14 protein-coding genes and 1 tRNA gene are annotated in these 14,845 nt (G+C 71.4%); 7 read left to right on the top strand and 8 right to left on the bottom strand.

Translation table 11 applies throughout. The features are described 5' to 3' along the window. The first annotated feature begins 107 nt into the window (after nucleotides 1–107). The 4 genes from ACWGPF_RS04290 (at nucleotide 108) to ACWGPF_RS04275 (ending at nucleotide 3,488) form a co-directional block, all read left to right on the top strand. Nucleotides 108–317, top strand: coding sequence for a hypothetical protein (locus ACWGPF_RS04290; RefSeq protein WP_452331647.1), 210 nt, complete (start codon nucleotides 108–110; stop codon nucleotides 315–317). A 55-nt stretch (nucleotides 318–372) separates the two neighbouring features. After that, the gene (locus tag ACWGPF_RS04285; RefSeq protein WP_452331646.1) at nucleotides 373–1,326 is read left to right on the top strand and encodes a LysR family transcriptional regulator; all 954 of its coding nucleotides are present in this window, start codon (nucleotides 373–375) and stop codon (nucleotides 1,324–1,326) included. 127 nt (nucleotides 1,327–1,453) lie between these two features. Beyond that, nucleotides 1,454–2,431, top strand: a complete 978-nt coding sequence (locus ACWGPF_RS04280) for a putative oxygenase MesX (protein WP_452331645.1) — start codon at nucleotides 1,454–1,456, stop codon at nucleotides 2,429–2,431. Nucleotides 2,432–2,459: 28 nt separating this feature from the next. Beyond that, nucleotides 2,460–3,488 carry a methionine synthase gene (locus tag ACWGPF_RS04275; protein WP_452331644.1) on the top strand — a complete coding sequence of 343 codons (1,029 nt, stop codon included), beginning with the start codon at nucleotides 2,460–2,462 and terminating at the stop codon, nucleotides 3,486–3,488. Nucleotides 3,489–3,847: 359 nt separating this feature from the next. On the opposite strand, the gene ACWGPF_RS04270 is transcribed toward ACWGPF_RS04275, so the two are convergent. Together ACWGPF_RS04270 and ACWGPF_RS04265 are read right to left on the bottom strand one after the other, a co-directional pair. Next, a tRNA-Gln gene (locus tag ACWGPF_RS04270) sits at nucleotides 3,848–3,919 on the bottom strand. 91 nt (nucleotides 3,920–4,010) lie between these two features. Further along, nucleotides 4,011–4,892, bottom strand: coding sequence for a LysR family transcriptional regulator (locus ACWGPF_RS04265; RefSeq protein WP_452331643.1), 882 nt, complete (start codon nucleotides 4,890–4,892; stop codon nucleotides 4,011–4,013). A gap of 110 nt (nucleotides 4,893–5,002) precedes the next feature. On the opposite strand from ACWGPF_RS04265, the gene ACWGPF_RS04260 reads away from it, so the two are divergent. Together ACWGPF_RS04260 and ACWGPF_RS04255 are read left to right on the top strand one after the other, a co-directional pair. Further along, nucleotides 5,003–5,539, top strand: a complete 537-nt coding sequence (locus ACWGPF_RS04260; RefSeq protein ID WP_452331642.1) for a quercetin 2,3-dioxygenase — start codon at nucleotides 5,003–5,005, stop codon at nucleotides 5,537–5,539. After that, nucleotides 5,523–6,311 carry an alpha/beta hydrolase fold domain-containing protein gene (locus ACWGPF_RS04255; RefSeq protein WP_452331641.1) on the top strand — a complete coding sequence of 263 codons (789 nt, stop codon included), beginning with the start codon at nucleotides 5,523–5,525 and terminating at the stop codon, nucleotides 6,309–6,311. The genes ACWGPF_RS04260 and ACWGPF_RS04255 overlap by 17 nt, the downstream gene beginning before the upstream one ends. Before the next feature lie 538 nt (nucleotides 6,312–6,849). Here ACWGPF_RS04255 and gltX read toward each other — a convergent pair. The 6 genes from gltX to ACWGPF_RS04225 form a co-directional block, all read right to left on the bottom strand. Continuing rightward, on the bottom strand, nucleotides 6,850–8,358 hold the full coding sequence (gene gltX, locus ACWGPF_RS04250) for a glutamate--tRNA ligase (protein ID WP_452331640.1): 1,509 nt from the start codon (nucleotides 8,356–8,358) through the stop codon (nucleotides 6,850–6,852). Between the two features lie 10 nt (nucleotides 8,359–8,368). Further along, nucleotides 8,369–9,601: an MFS transporter gene (locus ACWGPF_RS04245; protein ID WP_452331639.1), complete on the bottom strand. Its 1,233-nt coding sequence runs from the start codon at nucleotides 9,599–9,601 to the stop codon at nucleotides 8,369–8,371. Beyond that, a complete protein-coding gene (locus tag ACWGPF_RS04240; protein WP_452331638.1) occupies nucleotides 9,598–10,365 on the bottom strand; it encodes a fumarylacetoacetate hydrolase family protein in 768 nt (255 codons plus the stop codon). The genes ACWGPF_RS04245 and ACWGPF_RS04240 overlap by 4 nt, the downstream gene beginning before the upstream one ends. 71 nt (nucleotides 10,366–10,436) lie before the next feature. Continuing rightward, complete coding sequence (locus tag ACWGPF_RS04235) at nucleotides 10,437–11,519, bottom strand: branched-chain amino acid aminotransferase (protein ID WP_452331637.1); 1,083 nt, start codon at nucleotides 11,517–11,519, stop codon at nucleotides 10,437–10,439. 56 nt (nucleotides 11,520–11,575) lie between these two features. After that, nucleotides 11,576–12,631: a 3-isopropylmalate dehydrogenase gene (locus ACWGPF_RS04230; protein ID WP_452331636.1), complete on the bottom strand. Its 1,056-nt coding sequence runs from the start codon at nucleotides 12,629–12,631 to the stop codon at nucleotides 11,576–11,578. A gap of 37 nt (nucleotides 12,632–12,668) precedes the next feature. Continuing rightward, nucleotides 12,669–14,204 (bottom strand): MFS transporter, encoded by a 1,536-nt coding sequence (locus ACWGPF_RS04225; RefSeq protein WP_452331635.1) that lies wholly within the window; start codon nucleotides 14,202–14,204, stop codon nucleotides 12,669–12,671. Between the two features lie 88 nt (nucleotides 14,205–14,292). Here ACWGPF_RS04225 and ACWGPF_RS04220 point away from each other — a divergent pair, with 88 nt between their 5' ends. Continuing rightward, a complete protein-coding gene (locus ACWGPF_RS04220) occupies nucleotides 14,293–14,835 on the top strand; it encodes a TetR/AcrR family transcriptional regulator (protein WP_452331634.1) in 543 nt (180 codons plus the stop codon). The last annotated feature ends 10 nt before the right edge of the window (nucleotides 14,836–14,845 follow it).

Below are 14,845 nucleotides of genomic sequence, written 5' to 3'. Positions count from 1 at the left end.
CTCGGCGCGATCCGACCTCGCGGCACGGCCTCGCGGCACCCTCTGGCGCGCGACACCCGGGCACGCCCCTCCGGGGATATGTCCCCGGTGAGTCGCAGAATGGAGACATGAAGCCGGAGGGGTGGGTGGTGATCGTGCTCGGCACGCTCGCCGCGGGTCTGATCTCCATCGGCTATCTCGGCGCCATGGGGCGTCTCGCCCCCGGCCAGACGGGTGGCACCTCGCTCGTGCTCGTCCTCGTCGCCGTCGCCGCGATCGGCGCACTGCTCTTCTCTCCCGAGGCACGTGCGCGTCGCGCGCGCAGGCGACGGCGGTGAGCCCTCCTGCTATCGGCCCCTCACGCCGGATCTTTCCATGAGATAGCTTGTGGCTATGGGTCGAGGCGACGCCGGGCCGGCGAACGGCATCACACTGCAGCAGCTGCGCTACTTCGTCGAGATCGCAGCCGAGGGCTCCATCAGCGCGGCCGCCGACCTGCTGTACGTCTCGCAGCCGACGATGTCCGCGGCGATGAAGGACCTCGAGCGCCGCGTCGGCCATCCGCTCTTCGTGCGGTCGGTGCGCGGTGTGACGTTGACGGAGGATGGCGCGGAGTTCCTCGGGTACGCGCGCCAGGTGGTCGAGCAGGCGGAGCTCCTCGAGCAGCGCTACCTCGGCAGACCGCCGTCGCGGCGCCTCCTCGCGGTGTCGACGCAGCACTATTCCTTCGTCGTCGACGCATTCGTGCGGATGGTCCGCGCATCCGGCGCGGCGGAGTACGCCTTCACGCTGCGGGAGACGCGCACGTGGGAGATCATCGAGGACGTGCGCACCCTGCGCAGCGAGCTCGGCGTGCTCTACCGGAACGACTTCAACCGGAGCGTCATCGACAAGCTCCTGCGCGAGGCGGGGCTCGCGTTCACGCCGCTGTTCGTCGCGACGCCGCACATCTTCGTGGCGCGGACGAACCCGCTTGCGACGCGCGACCGCGTGACCCTCGACGATCTCGCGGACCTGCCGCGGCTCACGTTCGACCAGGGGGCGAACAACTCCTTCTACCTCGCGGAGGAGATCCTCTCCACGCGGTCATCGGCGCAGGACATCCGCGTGAGCGACCGGGCGACGATCTTCAACCTCATGATCGGCCTCGGCGGGTACACGATCTCGACCGGCATCATCTCCGACGACCTCGACCCGTCGATCGTCGCCGTCCCGCTCGCGGTCGACGAGCGGATCGAGATCGGGTGGATCGGCCAGCAGTCGATCCCCCTCACGTCGCAGGCCGAGCGGTTCGTCGCCGAGATGCGCGGCGTCGTCGCCGATTTCGGCGTCGAGCTGATCGCATAGCCTCTGGCTATGCCTAGACGTCGCAGATCGTGATGGGGCTATGGGCGCATGCTCTGCATACACTGGCGACCGCGACGCGGGGATCCCCTCCGCCGTCCCGCATCAGGAATCGAGGCACCGGGTCATCATGGCGACCGACTTCACGTTCAGCATCAGCACCACCCGCTTCGATGAGGACTACTCGCCCTCCGCCGGCTCGCGCATCACGACGAACTTCGCGAACCTCGCTCGCGGCGAGGGCCGCCGCGAGAACCTGCGCGGCGCCCTCGCCATGATCGACGCCCGCGTCAACGACCTCGCGGGCCATCCCGGCGGCGATCGCTACACGGTCGAGCTCGACATCGTGTCGGTGGATCTGCACGTCGACGCGGCAGGGCACGGAGCCGGCGTGCCGCTCATCGAGATGCTCGACGTCCACATCGTCGACACCGTCACGGGCGAGCGGACGCACGGCATCACGGGGAACAACTTCTCCTCGTACGTGCGCGATTACGACTTCAGCGTCGCCCTGCCCGCCCACAACGCGAACGCCGCCGAGTTCGGCGCGCCGAGCGACTTCGGCGTGCTCCACGGTCTGCTCTTCCAGCACTTCATCCAGTCGGAGGCCTACCGCGAGGCCTTCGCGCAGCCGCCCGTGATCTGCATCAGCGTGTCGACGAGCAAGACGTACCGCCGCATCGGCGAGCGCCATCCCGTGCTCGGCGTCGAGTACGAGCAGAGCGACTACTCGATGACCGACCGGTACTTCGGGAAGATGGGGCTCGACGTGCGGTACTTCATGCCGCACGGAGCCGTCGCCCCCCTCGCCTTCTACTTCCAGGGCGATCTGCCCGCCGACTACTCCGACCTCGCGCTCATCGGCACGATCGGCACCATGGAGGCGTTCCAGAAGATCTACCGGCCGGAGATCTACAACGCCGTGATCCCCGCGGGCGACGTGTACCGCCCGACGCTCGACAACGCCGAGTTCACGACGACGGGCATCGCGTACGACCGCGAGGAGCGCAGCCGGCTCGCGGTCACGCAGGGGAAGTACGCCGAGGAGCACTTCATGACGCCCTACCGCGACCTGCTCGACGAGTGGGCCACGAGCCGGGTCGGCTGACCGGACGACGAGACACGGAGAACCACCGATGACCGCACTGCTCCCCACCTCCATCGTCGGCAGCCTGCCGAAGCCGGCGTGGCTCGCCGAGCCCGAGAAGCTCTGGTCGCCCTGGAAGCTCGAGGGCGAGGTGCTCGCCGAGGGCAAGCGCGACGCGCTCGGCCTCGCGGCGGACGATCAGACCCTCGCGGGTCTCGACATCGTCAGCGACGGCGAGCAGACGCGCCAGCACTTCGTCACGACGTTCATCGAGCACCTCGACGGCGTCGACTTCGAGAACCGCGAGACGGTGCGCATCCGCGACCGGTACGACGCGAGCGTGCCGACCGTCGTCGGCCCCGTGAGCCGGCGGCGGCCCGTCTTCGTCGACGACGCGAAGGCGCTGCGGGCGCGGACGGACCGCCCCATCAAGTGGGCGCTCCCCGGCCCCATGACGATGATCGACACGCTCGCCGACCGCCACTACGGCAGTCGCGAGGAGCTCGCGTGGGAGTTCGCGGCCATCCTCAACCAGGAGGCGCGGGAGCTGGAGGCCGCGGGCGTCGACATCATCCAGTTCGACGAGCCCGCGTTCAACGTCTTCTTCGACGACGTGCGCGAATGGGGCGTCGCGGCGCTCGAGAGGGCGGCCGAGGGGCTGCGCAGCGAGACGGTCGTGCACATCTGCTACGGCTACGGCATCAAGGCGAACAACGACTGGAAGGCGACGCTCGGCTCGGAGTGGCGCCAGTACGAGGAGTCGTTCCCGCTCCTGCAGCAGTCGACGATCGACACGGTGTCGCTGGAGTGCCACCACTCGCACGTGCCGGTCGAGCTCATCGGGCTGCTGCGCGGCAAGAAGGTCATGGTGGGGGCGATCGACGTCGCGAGCGACACGGTCGAGACGCCCGAGGAGGTCGCCGCGACGCTGCGGAGCGTGCTCCCCTACGTCGACGCCGACAAGCTGGTCCCCAGCACGAACTGCGGGATGGCCCCGCTCGCGCGCGAGGTCGCGCGAGGCAAGATGGCGGCCCTCAGCGCGGGCGCCGCGATCGTCCGCGCGGAGCTCGCCGGCTGAGGCGGGCGCTGTCGGGGCTGGCGAGCCCGCACCGAGCGCCGCGCGGGACGAGCGGTATCCGGCGAGCTGTGCGCCCAGGTGCGCGCTCCGCTCGAGCCTCATCGCTCGGGCCGATCCTCTCTCTGGATGTCCCCGAACGTCGGGGAGGGATCTCCGAGCTCGACAGGGTCGACGCGAGCATCGAGATCGAGTGCCTCGAGCACTTTGAGGAGACTGTCGACGCGTGCGCTTCCCGCGTGCCCGGACTCGAATCGCACGACCCACTGACGGCCCTGCCGATGCGCTCGGCGAGGTCTGCCTGCGTCAGACTCGCGTCCAGATACGAAGAAACCCCCGGTCATCCCGGGGGTTTCGAAGAGCTGGGGTACCTGGACTCGAACCAAGAACAACTGAACCAGAATCAGCCGTGTTGCCAATTACACCATACCCCATGGTGTTCGCGGGCTTCCCCGCAACGAAGATCAAGCTTACCCGACGCGACGGGACCCGCCAAACCGGGCGGGAGCCCATGGCGTGTCGTCCTCAGGTCGCCGCCCGGCGTGCCGCGTCGACGAAGAGCGCGACGGCGCGATCGCTCCGCCCCCGCCTCCTGCTCACGAGGATCGGGACGGGCTCGATGTCGTCGATCGGCACGCATGCGAGACCCGGGCGCCGGTAGTGCGTGGCGACGGACTCCGCCGCGATGTTGACGCCGATCCCGGCGGCGCACAGCTCCAGCAGCCCCTCGACGTCGTCCGCGACGCCGGCGACCCTCGGACGGGCGCCGCTCGGCCGCGGGTCGACGAGCCACCACGCGCGCACGGCGTTCTCGGCGGCGCCCACGACGACGAACGGCAGGTCGTCCGTCTCGCCGATGCCGACCGACGCGCGCGCGGCGAGCGGATGGTCGTCGCGCACGACGAGCACGCGCCGCTCGGTCGCGATGTGCTCCGACACGACGCCGCCCTCGTCCGCCCCGGATGGCGGCGCGACGACGACGTCGACGAGGTCGTCGCGCAGCGCCTGTGCGCCGTCGAAGAACCCCAGCCGCACGACCTGCACCGACAGTCCCGCCTCGGTCGCCACCGCCTCGGCCAGCGCCCGGCTCACGACGGGGCCCGCGCCCGCGGCCACCACCCCGACCCGCAGCACCCCGCGCGACGGAGCGGCCGCCGCCCACTCCTCGACCGCCGCGTGCGCGCGACGCGCCTCGCGCGCGAGAGGCAGCAGCTCCGCGCCTCTCACCGTGAGCGACACCGACCGCGGCGACCGCTCGAAGAGCCGTGCACCGACGACGGACTCCAGGCGCGCGATCTGCTGGCTCAGCGTCGGACCCGAGATGTGGAGGGCGGCCGCCGCCCGCGCGAAGTGTCCGTGTTCGGCGACCGCGACGAAGTACTTCAGCTGCGTCGCCGTCACCTCCATGCCGCAATGTTAGCCGCTGACTAACCCGCATGCGATGCTCGCACGTGGACCTCCGCCGTCGACCGGCTCGAAGCTGAGAGGGCTCCATCCACCCCGACAAGGAGGTCACAGTGTCGAACGACGCCCCCGCCATCCCCAGCGCCCTTCCCGCGATCCCCGCCCCGTACTTCCTCGACGAGGCTGACGGCGACAAGCTCGTCATGTTCGACCAGCTCTTCACGCTGCTCACGACGGGCGCGCAGAACGAGGGGCAGTTCGACGCGTTCCTCACGGAGGGCCGCCCGGGCCGTCCCGTCCCCCCGCACTTCCATGCGCTCACCCACGAGACGTTCTTCGTGCTGGAGGGGGCCATCCGCCTGTGGATGGACGACGGCGCCGGGTTCCGCGAGACGCGCATCCTCGAGGCCGGCGGCTTCGGCTTCGTGCCGAAGGGCACCATCCACTCGTACCGCATCGAGAGGACGGGCCGCATCTTCGGCGTGACGAGTGCCCCCTTCACCGACTTCTTCCGCGCCGTCGGGCGGCCCACCGACATCCCCGGCATCCCCGAGCCCGACCGCTTCCACATCCCCTCGTTCGCGCAGATGGCCGCCGCCGGCGCAGAGCACGACGTCAACTTCGTCGAAGGCTATGAGCTCTTCGACTGAGCGCGTCGTGCGGGACGTCGTCTTCGACACCCGCCCCGGATTCCGCCCGCTCAGCCTCGATCTGCATCTGCCGGCCGCGGATGGCGCACCCGTCATCGTGTTCGTGCACGGCGGTGGATGGCGCGTCGGCAGCAGGCGCATGTTCTGCCCGACGTTCGCGGTCGAGGACGGCTTCCCGCGCCTCACCGGTGCGGGCTTCGCCGTCGCATCGGTCGACTACCGGCTGTCGGGCGAGGCGGTCTTCCCCGCACCGCTCGACGACGTGACGGCAGCGCTCACGTGGGTCAGAGCTCGCGGCGCCGACCACGGCATCGACGCCGCGCGGATCGTGCTGTGGGGCGAGTCGGCGGGCGCGCACCTCGCGGCGCTCGCCGGCCTGACGGATGGCCCTGGCGTGCGAGGCGTCGTGGACTGGTACGGTCCGAGCGACCTCCTCGCCTTCCCGGCGCCGCGCGCCGACGAGGAGCGACCGACCCGCGAGGAGGCACTCATCGGCGGCATCGTCGCAGAGAGGCCCGAGGCGGCGCGGCTCGCCAGTCCCGCGCTCCGCGTGCACGCCGGTGCGCCGCCCTTCCACATCGCGCACGGCACGGCCGACGAAGCGGTGCCGTGCACGCAGAGCGAGCACCTGCATGCGGCGCTCCGTGCGGAGGGCGTCGACGCGGAGCTGCTGCGCGTGCCCGGCGCGGGCCACATGTGGGGCGGGCTCGAGGACCCCGACACGGTCCTCTCCCCCGCTCTCGCCTTCGCCCGCCGCGTCGTCGGAGTCTGACGGCCCCCGCATGACCGGCGCCGTGCCGGGGATCGAGCACCCTGGGCACAGAGGTGCACGATCTCGCTTCGACTGCAGGTTACACACGCACCGCTACGCACAGCACGCACCGCCGTGCAAAACACGCACCGCTACGCACAGCACGCACCGCCGTGCAAAACACGCACCGCTACGCACAGCACGCACCGCCGTGCAAAACACGCACCGCTACGCGCGGCACGCGCCGCACAGCGGGGCACGCGCCGCACAGCGGGGCACGTGCCGCCCCCTACGGCCCGGCCCGGTCCGGTCCGGTCCGGTGCCGGGGATCGAGCACCCTGGGCACAGAGGTGCACGTTCTCGCCTCGACTGCACCGGGCACACGCACCGCTACGCACAGCACGCACCGCCGTGCAAAACACGCACCGCTACGCGCGGCACGCACCGCCACGCACAGCGCACGGGACGCACCGCCACGCCGGCACCGCACAGGACACGGCCATCCGCCCCTGTCCCGTGCACCCAGATGGGTCCCGGCGTGCCGGGGCCTTCCTCTGTGTCAGCCGAGCTTCGCGACGAGCGCGCCGAGACGTCGGAGCGACTCGGTCTTGCCCAGCAGCTCGATCGACTCGAACAGCGGCGGCGACACGCGGCGACCGGTGATCGCGACGCGCGGGGGGCCGTAGGCGACGCGCGGCTTGAGCCCGAACCCCTCGACGAGAGCGCCCGCGAGGGCATCCTGCACGGCCTGCGCCGTGAATCCGTCCTCCGGCACGACCTCGAGGGCCGCGACACACGCGTTGAGCACCACGCCGGCGTTCTCGGGGAGGCCCGTGACGGCGTCCTCGTCGTACGTCACGTCGTCCGCGAACAGGAAGCCGATCATCCCGGCGGCGTCGCCCAGCAGCGGGAGGCGCTCCTGGATGAGCGGCGCGGCCGCGGCGAGCAGCGCGCTCTCCTCGGCGGTCGGCTCTGGCGACAGCACGCCCGCCTCCTGCAGGTACGGCACGAGACGCCCGGCGAAGTCGTCGGCCGCGAGCATGCGGATGTGGTCGCCGTTGATCGACTCGGCCTTCTTCTGGTCGAAGCGGGCCGGGTTCGGGTTGACGTCGGAGATGTCGAACGCGGCCACGAACTCGTCCAGCGAGAACACGTCGCGGTCGGCCGAGAGAGACCAGCCCAGCAGCGCGAGGTAGTTCAGCAGTCCCTCGGGGATCATCCCCTTCTCGCGCTGCAGGAACAGGTCGGCACGCGGGTCGCGCTTGGAGAGCTTCTTCGTGCCGTCACCGAGCACGAGGGGCATGTGCCCGAACCGCGGGATGAACTCCGTCACGCCGGCGTCGACGAGCGCCCGGTACAGCGACAGCTGGCGCGCCGTGGACGGCATGAGGTCCTCGCCGCGCAGCACGTGCGTGATGCCCATGAGCGCGTCGTCGACGGGGTTCACGAACGTGTAGAGCGGGATGCCGTTGGGCCGCACGATGACGAAGTCGGGGAACGACCCGGCAGGGAACGTCACCTCGCCGCGGATGAGGTCGACGAACGTGAGATCCTCGTCGGGCACGCGCAGCCGCAGCGCGGGCTGCCTCCCCTCGGCGCGGAACGCGGCCTTCTGCTCCTCCGTGAGGTCGCGGTCGAAGTTGTCGTAGCCGAGCTGCTTCGCGCGTCCTGCCGCCTCGTTGCGGGCGTCGATCTCCTCCGCCGTCGAGAAGCTCTCGTACACGAGCCCCGCGGCGACGAGCCTGCCGAGCACCTCGCGGTAGATGTCGTGGCGCTGCGACTGCCGATAGGGCGCGTGCGGCCCGCCGACCTCGACGCCCTCGTCCCAGTCGATGCGCAGCCAGCGCAGCGCGTCGAGGAGCTGCCGGTAGCTCTCCTCGCTGTCGCGTGCGGCGTCGGTGTCCTCGATGCGGAAGACCAGCTTGCCGCCGTGGTGGCGGGCGTAGGCCCAGTTGAACAGGGCCGTGCGGACGAGGCCGACGTGGGGCAGGCCGGTGGGCGACGGGCAGAAGCGCACGCGCACGTCGGCGCCGGTGGCGGTCGTGGTGCGGGGATCGGGAGCAGACATCGTCCCCAGTCTAATCCGCGGCGATCCGTCCCCACGGGGAGAGCACGGCCGTGACGGCGACGAGCACGAGCGCCAGGAGCGCGAGCACGCCGTAGCCCCACTGGCCGAGCACGACGCCGGCGAGGACGGAGCCGACCGCGGCGCACGCCGTCATGAGGGTGTCGCTGACCCCCTGCCTGCGCGGGCGGATGGCCAGAGGGCTCGCCTCGGTGAGGAGGGCCGCGCCCGCCACGGTGGCGGCGCTCCATCCCAGCCCGAGCAGGACGAGCGCGACGACGACGGCCGCGGGCTCCTCGGGCCAGATGGCCGCCGTCACGAGGGCGGCCGCGAACACGGCCTGCCCGAGCACGATCACCGCGACCCGCCCCATCCGGTCGGCGAGGCGGCCGAAGACGGGCGAGAGACCGTACATGCCGAGCACGTGCAGCGAGATCGTCAGCCCGACGAGGAGCGAGACGCCGTCCGTGGCGTGCGAGAGGTGCTGCAGATGCAGCGGCGTCATCGCCATCACGGCGGCCATGACGACGTGCGAGGCGGCGACGGCCGCGATGGCGTAGCGCGCGGCGATCGGATGGTCGCGCTCGCGCCGCGGCCCCGGCACCGCGCCGGCGTCGCGCGCGAGACGCTGCGCGGTGAGCAGCGGATCGGGACGCAGCGCGACGAGGTAGAGCACGAGGGCCGCCGCCTGCGCCGCGATCGAGAAGAGATAGGCGCCTGTGAGGGGCGGCATCCCGATCGCCGCGCCGATCGCCTCGCCCGGCGTGAGGAGGAGGGGTCCTGCCACGCCGCCGACCGTCGTCGACCAGACCACGGTCGCGAGGTCGCGCGCTCTCCGCTCGCCCGCCGAGAGGTCGGTCGCCGCGAAGCGCGACTGGAGATTGCCCGCGTTCCCGGCGCCGATGAGCACGATGCCGACGAGGAGCAGGGGGAACAGGCGCACCGCGGCCGCGGTGATGACGAGGGCGATGCCGGCGAGCGCGAACGCGTTGCCGAGTGTCAGGGCGACACGCCTCCCGCGGGCGCCGGCGAGCCGCGCGAGCGGGATGGCGCAGATCGCGGCGCCGAGGGTCACCGACGCCGTCGCGAAGCCGGAGAGGGCGTCCTCGCCCGAGATGTCGGCGGCGAGGAGCGCGCCGAGCGAGATCGTCGCGCCGAAGGCGACGCCGCCGAGCACCTGCCCGAGCGACAGCACCCGGACGACGCGCCGCTGCAGTTCCGCGACGTCGGGCGCTGCGGCGCTCACACGGCGTCTCGGGCGGTGTTGCGGAGGATGCCGATGCCCGGCACCTCCACCTCGATGACGTCGCCGGCCCCGAACGGCCCGACGCCCGCCGGCGTCCCCGTGAGGATGAGGTCGCCCGGGAGCAGGGTGAACGCCGCGGACGCGTACTCGATGATGGTGGGCAGGTCGAAGATCATGTCGCTGAACGGCGCCTGCTGCACGACCACGCCGTTGAGCCGCGTCGTGATGCCGCCGTGCGCGAGATCGAACTCCGTCTCGATGGCGGGGCCGACGGGGCAGAACGTGTCGAAGCCCTTCGCGCGCGCCCACTGCCCGTCGGGCTTCTGCAGGTCGCGGGCCGTGACGTCGTTCGCGATCGTGAAGCCGAACACGACGTCGAGGGCGTCCTCCGCCTTCACGTTCTTCGCGATGCGGCCGATGACGGCCGCGAGCTCGCCCTCGAAGTGGGTGTCCTGCGTCTGAGGCGGCCGCACGATCGAGTCCCCGGGGCCGATCACGGAAGTGTTGGGCTTGAAGAACAGCAACGGCTGCTTCGGCACCTCGTTGCCGAGCTCGGCGGCATGGTCGCGGTAGTTGCGCCCCACGGCGACGATCTTCGACCGCGGGATGACGGGAGCGAGCAGCGCGACGTCGGCGACCGGGACGCGCACGCCCGTCGTCTCGTACCCGGCGAACATCGGATCGCCCGCGAGGACGACGAGCTCGGACCCGTCCACGATCCCGTAGGTGATGGCGTCGTTGTGGCTGAACCGCGCGATCTTCACCCGCCCAGCCTAGCCGCGACACGGCGACGCCCGCCCGGGAGGGTCTCCCGGGCGGGCGTCACCGTGCGTGCTCAGGCGTCGAGTCGCGTGAGCCAGCCGCGCGTGTCCTCGCGGCGGCCGTACTGGATGTCGGTGAGCTCTTGCCGCAGCGACAGGCCGAGCTCGCCGATGGGCTGCGCATCGTCGAACCCTGCGCCCTTCAGGGCGCCGATGGGCGTGACGACGGCTGCCGTGCCGCAGGCGAACACCTCGGCGATGTCACCGGATGCGACGCCGTCCCGCCACTCCTCGAGCGACACGGCCCTGCGCTCCACCGCATGCCCGCGCGCCTCGGCGAGCTCGAGCAGCGAGTTGCGCGTGATGCCATCGAGGATCGTCTCTGATGCGGGCGTGACGAGGGTGCCGTCCTTCTTCACGAACACGATGTTCATGCCGCCGAGCTCCTCGATGTTGCCGTCGGCGTCGAGGAACACGACCTGGTCGCAACCCTGCTCATACGCCTCCGACTGGGGCAGCAGGCTCGCGGCGTAGTTGCCGCCCGTCTTCGCGGCGCCCGTCCCGCCCTTCGCGGCGCGGGCATAGTTCTCGCTGAGCCAGATCGAGACCGGCTTCACGCCGCCCGTGAAGTACGACCCCGCCGGGCTGGCGATGAGGTAGTACGCGTACTTGTGCGCCGGGCGGACGCCGAGGAAGGCCTCCTTCGCGAACATGAACGGACGCAGGTAGAGGGTCTGCCCCTCCCCCTCCGGCACCCATGCCCCGTCGACGGCGATGAGCTCGCGCAGCGACTGCAGGAAGTGCTCCACGGGGAGCTCCGGCATCGCGAGTCGTCGCGCGCTGCGCTGCAGGCGCAGGGCGTTCTGCTCGGGGCGGAAGCTGTAGATGCCGCCGTCCGCATGGCGGTACGCCTTCAGCCCCTCGAAGATCTCCTGCGCGTAGTGCAGCACGGCCGCGGCGGGAGACAGGCTGATGGGGCCGTACGGCTGCACGCGCGGGCGGTGCCATCCGCCCTTCTCCGACCAGCAGATGTCGACCATGTGGTCGGTGAAGACGGTGCCGAAGCCGGGGTCCTCGAGCAGCTGCGCGCGCTGCGCGGGCGATGCAGCCGCGAGGTTCTTCGTCACGGCGAAGTCGAGTGCGGAGGTGTCGGTCATGAGTGTGTTCCTGTCTGCACGGTGAGTGTTCTGCCGTGTGGGTTCAGCCGGGGCCGTCAGCGGATCGTCCGAGCACGGGCGGCGATGGCGTCGCCGATCTCGGACGTCGAGCGCGAGCCCGATCGGTCGGCGATGTCCTCCTCGATCGCGCGCGACACGCGACCCGCCTCCTCGCGGAGGCCGAGGTGGTCGAGGAGGAGCGCGACGGAGCCGATCGCCGCGGTGGGGTCGGCCTTCTGAGAGCCTGCGATGTCGGGGGCCGAGCCGTGCACGGGCTCGAACATCGAGGGGAAGGCGCCGTCGGGGTTGATGTTGCCCGAGGCTGCCAGGCCGATGCCACCGGTGACGGCGCCGGCCAGGTCTGTGAGGATGTCGCCGAAGAGGTTGTCGGTGACGATGACGTCGAAGCGACCCGGGTTCGTGACCAGGAAGATCGTCGCGGCGTCGACGTGCAGATAGTCTACGGCCACGTCGGGGTGCTCCCCCGCCACCTCGTCGACGATCCGCTTCCACAGCGACCCGGCGTTCACGAGGACGTTCGTCTTGTGCACGAGCGTGAGCCGCCTGTCGCGGCGCTCGGCGAGGTCGAACGCGTACCGCACGACGCGCTCGACGCCGTACGCCGTGTTGACGCTCGTCTCGTTGGCGACCTCGTGGGGCGTGCCCTGACGGATGGCCCCGCCGTTGCCGACATAGGGCCCCTCCGTGCCCTCGCGCACGACGACGAAGTCGATGTCGCCCGGCTCGGCGAGCGGCCCCGCCTGACCCGTGTAGAGCTTCGACGGCCGGAGGTTGACGTAGTGGTCGAGCGCGAAGCGCAGCCGCAGCAGCAGCCCTCGCTCGATGTTGGCATCCTTGAGGCGGGGGTCGCCCGGCACCCCGCCGACGGCGCCGAGGAGGATCGCGTCGTGCCGGGCGATGGCCGAGAGGTCGTCGTCGGTGAGGGTGTCGCCCGTCTCGAGGAAGCGGCCGGCGCCGAGCGAGAAGCGGGTCTTCTCGAAGGAGACGTCGCCCCCCTCCGTCACGGCGTCGAGCACCTTCTCGGCTTCGGCGATGACCTCGGGGCCGATCCCGTCACCCGGGATGACGGCCAGTTTCACGACGCGCGGCATTGCTCTCCTTCGGCAGTTCTCATCCGCCGCGAGGGGCTCAGCGCGGAGCGCGGTCGCGGCGTCCTCCCAGGGTAGTCGCCGCGATCGCCATCGCCAGCACGACGAGGCCGGCGCCGATGAGCGAGGTCACCGTGACGCCCCCGTCGAACGCCGCGGCGGCGGCCGCCTGCAGCGCATCGCCCGTGGTGCCGCCGATCGTCTGCGCCGCGTTGACGGCGCCCGCGAGTGTCTCCTGGGCGTGAGCGGCGAGCTCTGCGGGCACGCCGTCCGGCACGACGAGCGCGCCGCGATACCACGCCGTGAGGATGCCGCCGAGGATCGAGGTGCCGAGCACCGCCCCGAGCTCGTACGCGGTCTCCGACACCGCGCTCGCGGCGCCCGCCTTCTCGACCGGCGCGTTGGCGAGGATGAGCTCGCCGGACACGGTCTCCGCCGCGCCGATCCCCGCACCCAGGAGCGCGAAGCCCACGATGAGCATCCCGACGTCGTGGGCGCCTGCGAACGCCACGATGAGGTACGCCGCGAACGAGAGCACGAGCGCGACCGGGATGACGACGGACGCCCGCACGCGCCGGGCGATGGGCGTGACGGCGAACCCGCCGGCGATGGAGGTGATCGCGCCGGGGAGGAGCGCGAGGCCCGCCTCGATCGGGCTCAGCCCCACGATCATCTGCAGGTGCTGGGAGACGAAGTAGAGGAACCCGACCATCGCGATGACGCTGAACAGGTTGACGAGGAGCGAGCCGCTGAACGCCGCACGTCGGAACAGCGACATGTCGAGCATCGGCTGGGCCATGCGGCGCTGACGCCGCACGAAGAGCCATCCGAACACCGCGCCGATCGCCAGGGGCAGCACGCCAGCGGCGCCGTGCACGGCGATCTCCTTGATGCCGTAGGCGACGGGCCCGAGCGCGAGCATCGACAGCACGATGCTCGCGAGGTCGATGCGGCCGGGGTGCGGGTCGCGGCTCTCGGCGACGAGGAACGGCGCGAGCACGAGGAGGAGCACGAGCATCGGCACGGCGAGCAGGAAGACGCTCTGCCACGGGAAGTGCTCGATGAGGAAGCCGCCCACGATGGGGCCGAGCGCGCCGCCGGCGGAGAACATGCCCGCCCAGACCGCCACGGCGATGCGCCGCTGGTCGCGGTTCGGGAAGATCGACCGCAGCAGCGACATGGTCGACGGCATGAGCGTCGCGCCGAACAGGCCCATGCCCGCGCGCGCCGCGATGAGCCATCCCGCCGTCGGCGCGAAGGCCGCGAGCACCGACACCGCGGTGAACCCGACGGCTCCGATGAGCAGGAGACGGCGCCGCCCGAAGCGGTCGCCGAACGAGCCCATCGTGACGAGCAGTCCCGCGAGCACGAGCGAGTACGCGTCGATGATCCAGAGCTGCTCGGCGGCCGTCGGCTCGAGGTCGCGCGCGATCGCCGGCAGGGCGAAGTTGAGGATCGTGTTGTCGATCGACACGAGGAGCACGGGGAGCATCAGCACGGCGAGCGCCGCCCAGGCGCGCCATCCGACGCGCTCGTGCGCGATCGGGGTCGTGGTCGTCTGCGTCGTGGTGCTCATGCCGCCATCCGTTTCTATACCGTCCAGATGGTACAGTAACTGGGATGGCTGTGCACCCGCTGAGCGGCGACGTGAGAGGCTCGTCGGCATGAGCCGACCGCCGCGCGCCCGCGACAAGGTCCTCGATGCGTTCGAGGCGATCCTCCTCGAGGACGGCGCACGGGCCGCCACCCTCGACGCCGTCGCCCGCAGAGCCGGCGTCTCCAAGGGCGGCCTGCTCTACCACTTCGGCTCGCGCGACGCACTCGACACGGGCCTGCTCGACCGCCTGCGGGCGCTCGCGGCCGACGACCTGGAGGCCATGCAGGCGGCGCCGTCGGGCCCCGTCGACTACTTCCTCGCGACCTCGGGCCATGTCGGCAGCGCCTTCGACCGCGCCATCTCGGCGGCGGGCAGGCTCGCGCACGGCGGCGACGCGAAGGCGACCGCCGCACTGGCCGAGCTGCGCGAGGCGTGGGCGGAGGCCATCCGGCCGCACGTGCGCGATCAGGCCGCCCTCGATCTCGTCCTGCTGCTGAGCGACGGCCTCTACATCAACTCCGCGCTGCTCAACGACGTGCCGGGGCCGGTTCCGACGGGCGCGGCGCTCGACGCGCTCATCGCGCTCGTGCAGACAGCGACGCGCCCCTGAGCCTGGGCTC

The sequence above is a fragment of the Microbacterium sp. NPDC055683 genome, assembly GCF_053617895.1.
The sequence above is the reverse complement of the archived record's forward strand: the minus strand, read 5'-3'. Positions and strand labels throughout refer to the sequence as shown.